The sequence below is a fragment of the Pseudomonas sp. NPDC089396 genome, assembly GCF_044749545.1.
Classification (GTDB): domain Bacteria; phylum Pseudomonadota; class Gammaproteobacteria; order Pseudomonadales; family Pseudomonadaceae; genus Aquipseudomonas.
Genome location: NZ_JBIVIC010000001.1, coordinates 447,581 through 460,879, shown reverse-complemented (window position 1 = coordinate 460,879; position 13,299 = coordinate 447,581). Strand labels below are relative to the sequence as shown.

Genomic DNA, 13,299 nt, shown 5'->3' with positions numbered 1-13,299 from the left:
GCCCATGCCCGCCTCGGACTGATTTCAATCATTTGCAGGTGGAAGCTCGCTATCATGCTTATCGATCAGAAAATACCCCTGGGGCAGTACATCGCCTCATTCGTCGAATGGTTGACCCAGAACGGCGCCAGCTACTTCGACGCCATTGCGCAAGGCCTGGAATTCATGATCCATGGCGTCACCAGTGCCCTTACCTGGTTCAACCCGTTCGTACTGATTGCCTTGTTTGCCGCCCTCGCGCACCTGATTCAGCGCAAATGGGCACTGACCGTATTCGTCGCCCTCTCCTTCCTGCTGATCCTCAACCTGGGGTACTGGCAGGAAACCATGGAAACCCTGGCGCAGGTCACCTTCGCCACGGTGGTCTGCGTGGCCATCGGCGTGCCGTTGGGCATCCTCGCCGCGCACAAGCCGTTGTTCTATACCGCCATGCGCCCGGTGCTCGACCTGATGCAGACGGTGCCGACCTTCGTTTACCTGATCCCCACCCTGACCCTGTTCGGCCTGGGTGTGGTGCCGGGGCTGATCTCCACGGTGGTGTTCGCCATCGCCGCGCCGATTCGCCTCACTTACCTGGGCATCTGCGACGTACCGCAGGAGCTGCTGGACGCCGGCAAGGCCTTTGGCTGCTCGCGGCGCCAGTTGCTGACCCGTATCGAACTGCCCCATGCCATGCCGAGCATCGCTGCGGGCGTCACCCAGTGCATCATGCTGTCGCTGTCGATGGTGGTGATCGCCGCCCTGGTCGGCGCCGACGGCCTGGGCAAACCCGTGGTCAACGCACTGAACACCGCCGATATCTCCCTGGGCTTCGAAGCGGGCCTGGCGATCGTGCTGCTGGCGATCATGCTCGACCGTATCTGCAAGCAACCGGAATTGCCGGTAAGGGGTGAGGCATGAGCATCATTCGCTTCGAAGACGTCGACGTCATCTTCTCCAACAAGCCGCGCGAAGCGCTGGCGCTGCTCGACCAGGGCAAGACCCGCGAACAGATCCTCAAGCAGACCGGCCTGGTGGTGGGTGTCGAAAAGGCCAACCTGGACATCAACAAGGGCGAGATCTGCGTGCTGATGGGCCTGTCCGGTTCGGGCAAGTCGAGCCTGCTGCGCTGCATCAACGGTCTCAACACCGTGAGCCGCGGCAAGCTGTTCGTCGAGCACGAAGGCAAGCACATCGACATTGCCCACTGCACCCCGGCAGAGCTGAAGATGATGCGCACCAAGCGCATCGCCATGGTGTTCCAGAAGTTCGCCCTGATGCCTTGGCTGACCGTTCGCGAAAACATCAGCTTTGGCCTGGAAATGCAGGGCCGCCCGGAGAAAGAGCGGCGCAAGCTGGTCGATGAGAAACTGGAGCTGGTGGGCCTGACCCAGTGGCGCAATAAAAAGCCGGACGAGCTGTCCGGCGGCATGCAGCAGCGCGTGGGCCTGGCCCGGGCGCTGGCGATGGATGCCGACATCCTGCTGATGGACGAGCCGTTCTCGGCCCTCGACCCGCTGATCCGCCAGGGCCTGCAGGATGAGTTGCTGACCCTGCAGAGCAAGCTGAACAAGACCATCGTGTTCGTCAGCCATGACCTCGATGAAGCGCTGAAACTGGGCAGCCGTATCGCCATCATGAAGGACGGGCGGATCATCCAGTACAGCAAGCCTGAAGAGATCGTGCTCAACCCGGCTGACGAGTATGTGCGGACCTTCGTGGCCCACACCAACCCGCTGAACGTGTTGTGCGGCCGCAGCCTGATGCGCACGCTGGACAACTGCAAGCGGATCAATGGCTCGGTGTGCCTGGACCCGAGTATCGACTCGTGGCTGGACCTGGGCGAAGGCGGCTCGCTCAAGCGCGCGCGGCAGGGGCAGAACGGGCTGGATTTGCAGAACTGGGCGCCGGGGGAGGATGTGGACCTGCTGGAGCGTCGACCGACGCTGGTGAATGCCGATATCGGCATGCGCGAAGCGCTGCGGATTCGTTATCAGACGGGCAACAAGCTGGTGCTGCAGGATAACGACAAGGTGGTGGGGATTTTGGGGGATACCGAGCTTTACCACGCACTGCTTGGCAAGAATCACGGGTGAAGCTATTGGGGCCGCTTTGCGGCCCATCGCTGGCAAGCCAGCTCCCACATTGACCGCGTTGTACACAGGACCATTGTGGGAGCCGGCTTGCCGGCGATGGGCTGCAAAGCAGCCCCAATCAATCGATCAGCGAACCACGATCCCGCGCGAAGCCATGTAGGCCTTGGCTTCAGGCACCGTGTACTCACCAAAGTGGAAGATACTCGCCGCCAGCACTGCACTGGCATGCCCTTCCAGAATCCCGTCCGCCAGGTGCTGCAGGTTACCCACACCCCCCGAAGCAATCACCGGAATCCCCAACGCATCGCTGATGGCCCGGGTAACCCCCAGGTCGAAGCCGTTCTTCATGCCGTCCTGGTCCATGCTGGTCAGCAGGATCTCACCGGCACCCAGGCCTTCCATCTTCTTCGCCCACTCCACCGCATCCAGCCCGGTTGGCTTGCGCCCGCCGTGGGTGAAGATCTCCCAGCGCGGTGTTTCACCCGGCCCGGACACCTTCTTGGCATCGATGGCAACCACGATGCACTGCGAACCGAAACGGTCCGCCGCCTCACCCACGAACTCCGGGTTGAACACCGCGGCCGTGTTGATCGAGACCTTGTCGGCACCGGCATTGAGCAAGTTGCGGATGTCCTGCACGGTGCGCACGCCACCGCCCACGGTCAGCGGGATGAACACCTGGCTGGCCATGCGCTCGACGGTATGCAGCGTGGTGTCGCGGCCATCGACGCTGGCAGTGATGTCGAGGAAAGTGATTTCGTCGGCACCTTGCTCGTTGTAGCGACGGGCGATTTCCACCGGGTCGCCGGCATCACGGATGTTCTCGAACTTGACGCCCTTGACCACCCGGCCGTTGTCCACGTCCAGGCAAGGGATGATGCGCTTGGCCAGTGCCATGGTTCAGTCCTCAGCCTTGGTAGTTGTCGCAGAAGGCCTGGGCCTCGGCGACATCGAGGGTGCCTTCGTAGATGGCACGGCCGGTGATGGCGCCGATGATGCCCGGGGCCTTGGCGTCCAGCAGGGCCTTGATGTCGCCCAGGTTGTGGATGCCACCGGAAGCGATCACAGGAATGCGGGTGGCTTCGGCCAGTGCTTTGGTGAATGGCACATTGCAGCCTTGCATCATCCCGTCCTTGGCGATGTCGGTGTAAACGATCGCCGAGACGCCATCGGCCTCGAAACGCTTGGCCAGGTCGATGACCTGCACCGAGCTCACTTCAGCCCAGCCGTCGGTGGCGACGAAACCGTCCTTGGCGTCCAGGCCGACGATGACCTTGCCCGGGAAGGCCTTGCAGGCTTCGGCAACGAACTCAGGCTGCTTGACCGCCTTGGTGCCGATGATCACGTAGCTGACGCCAGCCTTGACGTAGTGTTCGATGGTTTCCAGCGAACGGATGCCGCCGCCGATCTGGATCGGCAGGTTCGGGTAGCGCTTGGCGATGGCAGTGACTACCTCACCGTTGACCGGCTGGCCCTCGAAGGCGCCGTTGAGGTCGACCAGGTGCAGGCGGCGGCAGCCACCCTCGACCCACTTGGCGGCCATGCTCACCGGGTCGTCGGAAAATACCGTGGAGTCTTCCATGCGGCCCTGGCGCAGGCGCACGCAGGCACCGTCCTTCAGATCGATAGCGGGGATAATCAGCATCTTGGGAACCTGTCTATTTGTTGGGTTTCAGGGCTTCTCGAGTGCCCACAGGTCGCTTTCGATGCTCTCGAACCGCTCCTTGAGGTGCAGCTGAACATCGGCAATCGCCCTGTTGTAGTAATGGGGTGCAATCTCTTTGCTGAACACGTCGAGGACCTCGGCCACTTCGAACGACCCCAGTTGCAACTCGAAACGGTCTTCGAGAAAACGCTTGAGGGTATCGAGCGCCTCGCGCTCCTGTTCGGGGGCCAGGGTGATGACCGGGGCCTTGGTCTTCGACCTGCTCATTTACCAGCGACCGTCCCAGGCGACGAAGTTCTGCAGCAGCTGCAGGCCATGGGTATGGCTCTTCTCCGGGTGGAACTGCACGGCAAAACGCGAACCTTCGGCCAGCGCAGCGGCGAAGTCGACGCCGTAGTGGCCGCGACCGACCACCTGGCCCGGCTTGCCGGCATTGATGTAGTAGCTGTGCACGAAGTAGAAGCGCGCACGCTCCGGGATGTCGTGCCACAGCGGGTGGTCGATGGTCTGGCTGACCTCGTTCCAACCCATGTGCGGCACTTTCAAGTGCTCGCCGTCTTCTTGCAGACCCTTGCCGAAGAAGCGCACCTGGCCGGGGAACAGGCCGATGCAGTCGACGCCATCGTTCTCTTCGCTGTGGTCAAGCAAGGCTTGCATGCCCACGCAGATACCGAGGAACGGACGGTCCTGGCTGACTTCGCGGACCAGGCTGTCGAAGCCCAGGCGGCGGATCTCGGCCATGCAGTCGCGAATCGCGCCGACGCCTGGGAACACCACGCGGTCAGCCTCGCGGATTACCGCGGCGTCGCTGGTGACCAGCACCTTGCCGGCGCCGACGTGCTCCAGCGCCTTGGCCACCGAGTGCAGGTTGCCCATGCCATAGTCGATTACGGCTACCGTCTGCATTTACAGGCATCCCTTGGTGGATGGCATCTGCCCGGCCATCCGCTCGTCCAGGGTCACGGCCATGCGCAGGGCGCGGCCGAAGGCCTTGAACACGGTTTCGATCTGGTGGTGGGTGTTGTGACCACGCAGGTTGTCGATGTGCAGGGACACCAGGGCGTGGTTGACGAAGCCCTGGAAGAACTCCTGGAACAGGTCGACATCGAAGCCACCGACCGTGGCGCGGGTGAAGGGCACGTGCATCTGCAGGCCCGGGCGACCGGAAAAGTCGATGACCACGCGCGACAGGGCTTCATCCAGCGGCACGTAGGCGTGGCCGTAGCGGAAGATGCCTTTCTTGTCGCCAATGGCCTGGGCAAATGCCTGGCCCAGGGTAATACCGACGTCTTCGACGGTATGGTGATCGTCGATATGCAGGTCACCCTTGCATTCGATATCCAGATCGATCAGCCCATGGCGGGCGATCTGGTCGAGCATGTGTTCAAGGAAAGGCACGCCGATATCGAATCGAGCCTTGCCACTGCCATCGAGGTTGATCGAGCACTTGACCTGGGTTTCCAGGGTATTGCGCTCGACGGAAGCCTTACGTTCGACCATCACCAGCTCCGCAAAATCATTGGGCGAAAAGGGCTCCATTATAGGCCCAGAACGCTCAAGCTTGGAACGCGGATGACATATGGCAATGCACGGGGCTGCTTTGCAGCCCGATCGCCGGCAAGCCGGCTCCCACAAATACCCCACTGTTCTCAAGGGCAATGGAGCAACCTGTGGGAGCCGGCTTGCCGGCGATAGGGCCATTACGGCCTGCGCGGAACTGTCAAAACCCAGACTGTCGAAACCAGCACTACCTGATCCATTAGTAGGAAATGCCCTGTATCTCTTGTCGGATTCTCAGGGCCCACCCCGGCGGCGCTATACTCAGCCGCTTGAAATTCAAAAACGGACTACAAGGACTCGCCCATGAAAGCGTTCGGCAAAATCCTGGGACTGGGGCTTCTCGGGTTGCTGCTGATCATCGTGGCACTGGGCTTTGCCCTGACCCACCTCTTCGATCCCAACGACTACAAAGACGAGATCCGCCAGTTGGCGCGCGACAAGGCCCATGTCGAGCTGACCCTCAACGGCGATATCGGCTGGAGCCTGTTCCCCTGGCTGGGCCTGGAGCTGCATGAGGCCAGCATCGCCACATTGAACAAACCCACCGAACCGTTTGCCGACCTGCAGATGCTCGGCCTGTCGGTACGCGTGCTGCCCTTGCTGCGCCGCGAAATACAGATGAGCGACGTGCGCGTCGAGGGCCTGAACCTGAACCTGACCCGCGACGAGCAGGGCCATGGCAACTGGCAAGACATCGGCAAGCCGCTGCCGCCACAGGGTGGTGCCACCGCCAACGCACCTGCACCCGCTGAGCAACCCGCCGCGCCGTCGGACGGCGGCACCGAACGCACACTCAAGCTCGACATCGACAGCCTGACCGTGAACAACGCCCAGGTGCAGTACACCGATGCCCAGAGCGGCAAGAGCTACAGCGCCGAAAGCATCCAGCTGAGCACAGGCCCCGTGCATGAGGGCGCGAACATCGCGCTCAAGGCCAGCGCCTTCCTCGGTGCCAGCCAACCGAGCCTCAAGGCCCGTACCGAACTGACCGGCGAGCTGCGCTTCGACCGCAAGCTCAAGCGCTACAACTTCGAAGACATGCGCCTGTCGGGCGAGACCTCGGGCGAGCCAACCGGCGGCAAGACCGTAACCTTCGCTGCCCAGGGCCAGCTGCTGGTCGACATGGCGGCCAACGTTGCCTCGTGGAACGGCCTGAAGATCTCGGCCAACCAACTGCGCGCACTCGGCGAGCTGAACCTGCGCGACCTGGACAAGGAGCCGCAGCTCAGCGGTGGCCTGTCGATCGCCCAGTTCAACCTGCGCACCTTCCTCGACAGCGTCGGCCACCCCCTGCCCGCCACCAACGACCCGGCCGCCTTCGCCAAGCTGGAGCTGGTGACCCGCCTGCAGGGCTCGCCGAACAGCCTGACCCTGGCTGACCTTGCGGTAAAACTGGACGACAGCACCTTCACCGGCCGCGTGGCCGTGGAAGACTTCGCCAAACAGGCCCTGCGCCTGCAGCTCAAAGGCGACAAGTTCGATGCCGACCGCTACCTGCTGGCCAAGAGCGAAGAGGCCAAGGGCGCCACGGCCGCGCGCCAGAGCGAAGTGCAGCAGCAAGAGGCCAGCGCCGTGGCCAGCCCAGGCAACTCGCCGCTGCCAAACGCCCCGACCCAGGTGGCCTGGAGCAATGACAAGCTGCTGCCGGTGGACCGCCTGCGGGTGCTTGACCTGCAAGCCGACCTGTCCTTCGGCTCGCTGACCCTGGACAAGCTGCCAATCAGCGACGCCCAGCTGCAAGCCACCGCCCAGGGTGGCCTGGTAACCCTGCAAAGCCTGCGCGGCGGCCTCTACAACGGCAGCTTCGACGCCAAGGGCAGCGTCGACGTGCGCCCAGCGGTGCCGCAGGTTGGCGTGAACACCAAGATCACCCGCGTGCCGGTTGAACACTTCATCAAAAGCGAAGGCAAGGAGCAGACCCCGCCGGTCAAAGGCCTGCTGACCCTGACCAGCGATCTGACCGCGACCGGTAACAGCCAGAAGGCACTGGTCGACACACTCAACGGCAAGGCAAACTTCACCATCAATGATGGCGTGCTGGTCAACGCCAACCTGGAGCAGCAGCTGTGCCAGGCCATCGCCACCCTCAACCGCAAGACCCTCAGCGGTGAACCGCGTGGCAAGGACACTCCGTTCGAAGAGCTGCGCGGCAGCCTGGTGGTGCGCAACGGCGTGGCCAGCAACCCCGACCTCAAGGCACGTATCCCCGGCCTGACCGTCAATGGCCATGGCGACCTCGACCTGCGCGTGCTGGGCATGGACTACAACGTCGGCGTGCTCGTCGAGGGTGACCAGCGCGCCATGCCCGACCCGGCTTGCCAGGTCAACGAACGCTATGTCGGCGTCGAACTGCCGCTGCGCTGCCGCGGCCCGCTGGAGCTTGGCGCCAAGGCCTGCCGCCTGGACCAGGACGGCCTGGGCAAGGTCGCGGCGAAGCTGGCCGGCAACCGCCTGCAAGACAAGATCGATGAAAAACTCGGAGACAAAGTGAGTCCAGAACTGAAAGAAACGCTCAAGGGGCTGTTCAAACGATGAACCCTGAGCAGTTCTCCAGCGCCGTGCTGGCCTGGTACGACCAGCACGGCCGCCACGACCTGCCCTGGCAGCAGGGCATCACCCCGTATCGGGTGTGGGTGTCGGAAATCATGCTGCAGCAGACCCAGGTCAGCACCGTGCTCAATTACTTCGACCGCTTCATGCAGGCCCTGCCGACCGTGCAGGCGCTGGCCGAGGCGCCGGAGGATGAAGTGCTGCACCTGTGGACCGGCCTGGGTTACTACACCCGTGCGCGCAACCTGCAGAAGGCCGCGAAAATGGTCGTCGAGCAGTATGGCGGCGAGTTCCCGCGCAGTGTCGAGCAGCTCACCGAGTTGCCCGGCATCGGTCGTTCCACTGCCGGGGCCATCGCCAGCATCAGCATGGGCATCCGTGCGCCGATCCTCGACGGCAACGTCAAGCGCGTGCTGGCCCGCTACACCGCCCAGGCCGGCTACCCCGGCGAGCCCAAGGTGGCCAACCAGCTGTGGGCCACGGCCGAACGCTTCACCCCGCAGCAGCGCGCTAACCACTACACCCAGGCGATGATGGACATGGGTGCCACGCTGTGCACCCGCAGCAAACCCAGCTGCCTGATCTGCCCGCTGCAGCGTGGCTGCGAAGCGCACCTGCATGGCGAGGAAACCCGCTACCCCGAGCCCAAGCCACGCAAGGCGCTGCCACAACGGCGCACGCTGATGCCGCTGCTGGCCAACCACGAAGGCGCGATCCTGCTGTACCGCCGTCCTTCCAGCGGCCTGTGGGGCGGGCTGTGGAGCCTGCCCGAGCTGGATGACATCGAGCAGCTCGACGACCTCGCCTACCAGCACGGCCTGCGCCTGGCCGACAGCCGTGCGCTGGACGGCCTGACCCACACCTTCAGCCATTTCCAGCTGACCATCGAGCCATGGCTGGTGCGGGTCGACCCGGTCGGCACGCACGTGGCCGAGGCCGACTGGCTCTGGTATAACCTCGCCACCCCGCCGCGCCTGGGCCTCGCCGCCCCGGTCAAGAAGCTGCTCAAACGCGCGGCCGACGAACTGATTTCAGGAGACGCCCGATGACCCGCACCGTGATGTGCCGCAAGTACAAAGAAGAATTGCCAGGCCTGGAGCGCGCCCCTTTCCCCGGCGCCAAGGGCCAGGACATCTACGATCACATCTCGCAGCAAGCCTGGGCCGACTGGCAGAAGCACCAGACCATGCTGATCAACGAAAAGCGCCTGAACATGATGAACGCCGAGGACCGCAAGTTCCTCCAGGGCGAGATGGAGAAGTTTTTCGCCGGCGAAGAGTACGCCCAGGCGGAAGGCTACGTTCCACCAGCCGAATGACCCCAGAAATCGTAAGCGACGGAATTAATTTAAAATTTTTTCAAAAAGTCGTTGACGAGCGGTCTGGAAATCTATTTAATTCACCTCGTCGCCCAGATAGCTCAGTCGGTAGAGCAGAGGATTGAAAATCCTCGTGTCGGCGGTTCGACTCCGTCTCTGGGCACCACCTTCAAGCTTCTGGTGGTTGCAAAGTTACCCGAAGCGACAACAAGAAACCCGCCTAGTGCGGGTTTTTTGTTGTCTGTCACTTTTGCATCGAGAACAGCAGATCCCTGACTGAGATCTACTGCCTCCCGATATGCCTACCCCGCCACTCAGGGGCGTACGACTTCAGCGTGCAGCTTCACTCCGAGCGCAGCCATGACCTTCATGATAGTGGCCAAGCTGGGATTACCCTCCGCAGACAACGCCTTGTACAGCCCTTCACGTGTCAGGCCAGTGTCGCGCGCCAACTGAGCCATCCCACGCGCACGTGCGATATCGCCCAAGGCGGCAGCGAGCAATGCCGGATCATTTTCTTCAAGGCAGGCCTCTAGGTACAAGACCATGTCTTCTTCGGTCTTTAAGTGGTCTGCGGCATCCCACTTGCTCAGTTTGATATCAGTCATGGTGGCCTCCTAAAGCTTGCGTGCCAGCGAACTACCTTTTGTAGTTATCGGTTTGGATTAAAGTACGCCTGCGAAAAATGTGAACCATGGTTCACATCAGCTCAATCCACACCTGTTTCAAACTGTTTATGCATACCCTGCCACACCCCACCAATACCCCCCATCTTGACCAGCATCAAAAAGCCATCCCTCGCTCGACTCCACAATTGCAGGCGGACACTCGAACCCCCTCGCAAGGACCTCCATGAGCGAAGAATCCCCCCTCCTTCTCCCCGCCCCCGACTCACCCTCGACCAGCGCCTCACCCACCCCACGCGCTCGCCGCACCCGCCAGCGCAAGCCTGAAGCCAGCATCATCCAGGTCAGCCAGCAACCTGCCGCGCTCGAAGTCGCCAGCGCGCCCAGAGGCAGCCGCGAGGACAGCACCCGGGCTCGCTTGCCGGCCTGCTACCCGTACCCTACCCGCATGTGCCGCCAGGAATACGACAAGGCCAAGCATGCGCTGCAGATCGAGCTGCTCAAGGTACAAAGCTGGGTCAAGGAGACCGGCCAGCGCGTGGTCATCATGTTCGAGGGGCGGGATGCCGCAGGCAAGGGCGGCACCATCAAGCGCTTCATGGAGCACCTGAATCCGCGTGGCGCGCGGGTCGTGGCGCTGGAGAAGCCTTCCGATCAGGAACGAGGCCAATGGTACTTCCAGCGCTATATCCAGCACCTGCCCACGGCGGGTGAAATGGTCTTCTTCGACCGCTCCTGGTACAACCGCGCCGGGGTCGAGAAGGTGATGGAGTTCTGCACGCCGCTGCAGTACCTGGAGTTCATGCGCCAGGCGCCAGACCTGGAACGCATGCTGTGCAACAGCGGCATCCTGATGTTCAAGTATTGGTTCTCGGTGACCCGCGAAGAACAACTGCGCCGTTTCATCTCGCGCCGCGACGACCCGCTCAAGCACTGGAAGCTTTCGCCCATCGACATCAAGTCCCTGGATAAATGGCAGGACTACACCGCAGCCAAGGAAGCGATGTTCTTCCATACCGATACCGCAGCTGCGCCGTGGACGGTGGTCAAGTCGGATGACAAGAAGCGGGCACGGATCAACTGCATCCGGCATTTTCTGCATTCGCTGGACTATCCGGGCAAGGACCACAGCGTGGCGCATGCGCCGGATGAGTTGTTGGTTGGGCGGGCATCGCATGGGTTCGAGGAGGATGAAACGCCTGCGCCTGGCCGTTGAAATGTTGGGGCTGCTGCGCAGCCCATCGCCGGCAAGCCGGCTCCCACATAATCCCTGTGGGAGCCGGCTTGCCGGCGATGGGCCGCACTTGGGTTTTGCAGGCAACTGCGCTTCAATACGCGCACTTTTCAGACACACCCAAGGATTCGCCCCATGGCCACCAGCACCAAGCAACAGAAACGCGCCAAACGCGCCGCCAGCAAGGCCAAGCAGAACCGTATGGTCCGTAGCGGCCAGGCAGTCAAGGCCAGCGCCGGCGACAGCGCCAGCATTGAACAGGTCTTCAACAAGGCCATGGAGTCGGACAGCTACAAGGAGCTGTTCGAGAAGATGAAAGCGGCGCAGGAGACCAGCCTGGTCGCGATGATTTCGGTGTTCCTGGTCGACCCGCTGCTGGCACTGGTGCTCAAGGGGCACAAGGAAGAGCACGCCACCGACTACATCGTGCTGGTGTTCAACGCCTACCGCACGTGGCTGGATGGCGCTGACGAAGACACCACCATGGCCTGGCTGGAGAGCGACGAGTTCCAGGAGGCCTATATCGCAGCCTCGGAGCTGGTGGCCAAGCAGCAGCAACAGCAGAAGCAGTTTGGCTGAGGCCTCACGGGCCCTATCGCCGGCAAGCCGGCTCCCACAGGGATTTGCCCTGGCCTGAAGCGGGTGGGGTACCTGTGGGAGCCGGCTTGCCGGCGATAGGGCCGGTTCAGACAAACAAAAAGGCCGCGCCCTTCACAGGACGCGGCCTTTTCATTGCAGCCAGCGCGGATCAGTTATCCAGCGCCACCCGCCCAGCAGCTTCACGCTTGCGATGCACCAGCAAGCCCGCCGCCACCACACCAATGCTCAGCAGCGCAGTCGCGATGATCTCGGCACGGTGATCTTCCCGCAGCGCCATCACCACCAGAATGGCAACGATGAAGGCGATGGTTGCCCAGGTCAGCCCCGGGAACAGCCACATCTTGAAGTCGATCTTCTCGCCACGTGCCTCACGCTGGCTGCGCATGCGCAGCTGCGAAATGGCAATCACCAGGTACACCAACAGCGCGATCGCGCCGGAGCTGGCCAGCAGGAACTCGAACACCTGGGCCGGCGCCACATAGTTGGCGAACACGCAGAGGAACGCCGCCGCGGTCGACAGCAGCACCGCCACATGCGGGGTAGCCGCCTTGGTGGTGCGCTGGGCAATCGCCGGGGCATCACCACGCTTGCTCAGCGAGAACAGCATGCGCGACGAGGTGTACAGCGCCGAGTTCAGGCAGCTGGTCACAGCGATCAGCACGACGATGTCGACGATCAGCTTGGCATTCGGCACGCCGATACGGCTCAGCACGGTCTGGTAGGAACCGGTCTCGGCCAGCGCCGGGTCATTCCATGGCACCAGGGCCACGACCAGGAAGATCGACACCAGGTAGAACAGGCAGATACGCCAGATCACCGAGTTGGTGGCGCGGCTGATCTGCTTGCCCGGGTCTTTCGATTCGGCGGCAGCGATGGTGACGATCTCGGTACCCATGAACGAGAACATGGTGGTCAGCATCGCTGCCAGCACAGCGCCCAGACCGTTAGGCATGAAGCCCTGGGTGTCGAACAGGTGGCTGGCACCGCTGACCTGGCTGTTCGGTACGAAGCCGAACATGGCGGCGCAGCCAACCACGATGAAGCCAATGATCGCCAGCACCTTGAGCAGGGCGAACCAGAACTCGAATTCACCGTAGTTCTTCACGCTGCACAGGTTGGTCGCCGTCAGCGCCAAGGTAATCAGCAGGGAGAAGGCCCACAGGTCGACCGCCGGGAACCAGGCATGCAGGATCGCTGCAGCCGCGTTGGCTTCCAACGGGATGACCAGCACCCAGAACCACCAGTACAGCCAGCCAATGGTGAAACCGGCCCAGCGGCCAATGGAGCGGTCGGCATAAGTAGAGAACGAACCGGTATCCGGCGAAGCGATCGCCATCTCACCGAGCATGCGCATCACCAACACCACCAGGGTGCCCGCGGCAGCATAGGCCAGCAGCACGGCAGGGCCGGCGGCGGCAATGGCGTGGCCGGAACCAACGAACAGACCGGCGCCGATGACGCCAGCAATAGACAGCATGGTTACATGCCGTTGTTTGAGCCCCTGAGCGAGGTCATTGGAATTGTTACCGCTCATGAAAACTACCTTTGTAAGGAGTGGACCACCCGACTGAATACGAAGCGCGCCTGGGGTTGATTTAGGCGTCGCTGCAATCGGCGGATTCCATAGGGCAATAAGCGGGCCATGTGCTGAATGCATTCGTCAGATAAAT

General features: G+C 62.5%; 14 protein-coding genes and 1 tRNA gene. 8 read left to right on the top strand and 7 right to left on the bottom strand.

Annotated elements, in window-relative coordinates; genetic code table 11:
* Positions 1 to 51: 51 nt before the first annotated feature.
* Both choW and choV read left to right on the top strand, forming a co-directional pair.
* Positions 52 to 900 (top strand): choline ABC transporter permease subunit, encoded by an 849-nt coding sequence (gene choW, locus ACIPZB_RS02210; RefSeq protein ID WP_171817228.1) that lies wholly within the window; start codon positions 52 to 54, stop codon positions 898 to 900.
* A complete protein-coding gene (choV, locus tag ACIPZB_RS02205; protein ID WP_400638820.1) occupies positions 897 to 2,075 on the top strand; it encodes a choline ABC transporter ATP-binding protein in 1,179 nt (392 codons plus the stop codon). Before choW ends, choV begins: the two co-directional genes overlap by 4 nt.
* Before the next feature lie 126 nt (positions 2,076 to 2,201).
* Here choV and hisF read toward each other — a convergent pair whose 3' ends face one another.
* The 5 genes from hisF to hisB are packed head-to-tail and all read right to left on the bottom strand — an operon-like array spanning position 2,202 to position 5,241.
* Positions 2,202 to 2,972, bottom strand: a complete 771-nt coding sequence (gene hisF, locus ACIPZB_RS02200) for an imidazole glycerol phosphate synthase subunit HisF (protein WP_008091498.1) — start codon at positions 2,970 to 2,972, stop codon at positions 2,202 to 2,204.
* Between the two features lie 10 nt (positions 2,973 to 2,982).
* On the bottom strand, positions 2,983 to 3,720 hold the full coding sequence (gene hisA, locus ACIPZB_RS02195) for a 1-(5-phosphoribosyl)-5-[(5-phosphoribosylamino)methylideneamino]imidazole-4-carboxamide isomerase (RefSeq protein ID WP_003255731.1): 738 nt from the start codon (positions 3,718 to 3,720) through the stop codon (positions 2,983 to 2,985).
* A 27-nt stretch (positions 3,721 to 3,747) separates the two neighbouring features.
* The gene (locus ACIPZB_RS02190; protein WP_008091494.1) at positions 3,748 to 4,008 is read right to left on the bottom strand and encodes a DUF2164 domain-containing protein; all 261 of its coding nucleotides are present in this window, start codon (positions 4,006 to 4,008) and stop codon (positions 3,748 to 3,750) included.
* Positions 4,009 to 4,647: an imidazole glycerol phosphate synthase subunit HisH gene (gene hisH, locus ACIPZB_RS02185; protein ID WP_400638819.1), complete on the bottom strand. Its 639-nt coding sequence runs from the start codon at positions 4,645 to 4,647 to the stop codon at positions 4,009 to 4,011.
* Positions 4,648 to 5,241 (bottom strand): imidazoleglycerol-phosphate dehydratase HisB, encoded by a 594-nt coding sequence (gene hisB / locus ACIPZB_RS02180; RefSeq protein WP_008091492.1) that lies wholly within the window; start codon positions 5,239 to 5,241, stop codon positions 4,648 to 4,650.
* A 363-nt stretch (positions 5,242 to 5,604) separates the two neighbouring features.
* Between hisB and ACIPZB_RS02175 the strand changes: the two genes are divergently transcribed.
* From ACIPZB_RS02175 to ACIPZB_RS02160, 4 genes are all read left to right on the top strand, one after another.
* Positions 5,605 to 7,836, top strand: a complete 2,232-nt coding sequence (locus ACIPZB_RS02175; protein ID WP_400638818.1) for an AsmA family protein — start codon at positions 5,605 to 5,607, stop codon at positions 7,834 to 7,836.
* A complete protein-coding gene (mutY, locus tag ACIPZB_RS02170) occupies positions 7,833 to 8,900 on the top strand; it encodes an A/G-specific adenine glycosylase (RefSeq protein WP_400638817.1) in 1,068 nt (355 codons plus the stop codon). The genes ACIPZB_RS02175 and mutY overlap by 4 nt, the downstream gene beginning before the upstream one ends.
* Complete coding sequence (locus ACIPZB_RS02165) at positions 8,897 to 9,169, top strand: oxidative damage protection protein (RefSeq protein ID WP_400638816.1); 273 nt, start codon at positions 8,897 to 8,899, stop codon at positions 9,167 to 9,169. Before mutY ends, ACIPZB_RS02165 begins: the two co-directional genes overlap by 4 nt.
* A 90-nt stretch (positions 9,170 to 9,259) precedes the next feature.
* Positions 9,260 to 9,335 (top strand) — tRNA-Phe (locus tag ACIPZB_RS02160).
* A 148-nt stretch (positions 9,336 to 9,483) separates the two neighbouring features.
* On the opposite strand, the gene ACIPZB_RS02155 is transcribed toward ACIPZB_RS02160, so the two are convergent.
* Entirely contained in the window at positions 9,484 to 9,777 is a 294-nt protein-coding gene (locus tag ACIPZB_RS02155; protein WP_008091487.1) for an addiction module antidote protein, read from the bottom strand.
* A gap of 244 nt (positions 9,778 to 10,021) precedes the next feature.
* Between ACIPZB_RS02155 and ppk2 the strand changes: the two genes are divergently transcribed.
* Positions 10,022 to 11,011 (top strand): polyphosphate kinase 2, encoded by a 990-nt coding sequence (ppk2, locus tag ACIPZB_RS02150; RefSeq protein WP_400638815.1) that lies wholly within the window; start codon positions 10,022 to 10,024, stop codon positions 11,009 to 11,011.
* Between the two features lie 153 nt (positions 11,012 to 11,164).
* A complete protein-coding gene (locus ACIPZB_RS02145) occupies positions 11,165 to 11,608 on the top strand; it encodes a hypothetical protein (protein WP_008091483.1) in 444 nt (147 codons plus the stop codon).
* Positions 11,609 to 11,777: 169 nt separating this feature from the next.
* Here ACIPZB_RS02145 and gabP read toward each other — a convergent pair whose 3' ends face one another.
* A complete protein-coding gene (gabP, locus tag ACIPZB_RS02140) occupies positions 11,778 to 13,163 on the bottom strand; it encodes a GABA permease (RefSeq protein WP_400638814.1) in 1,386 nt (461 codons plus the stop codon).
* Positions 13,164 to 13,299: the final 136 nt, after the last annotated feature.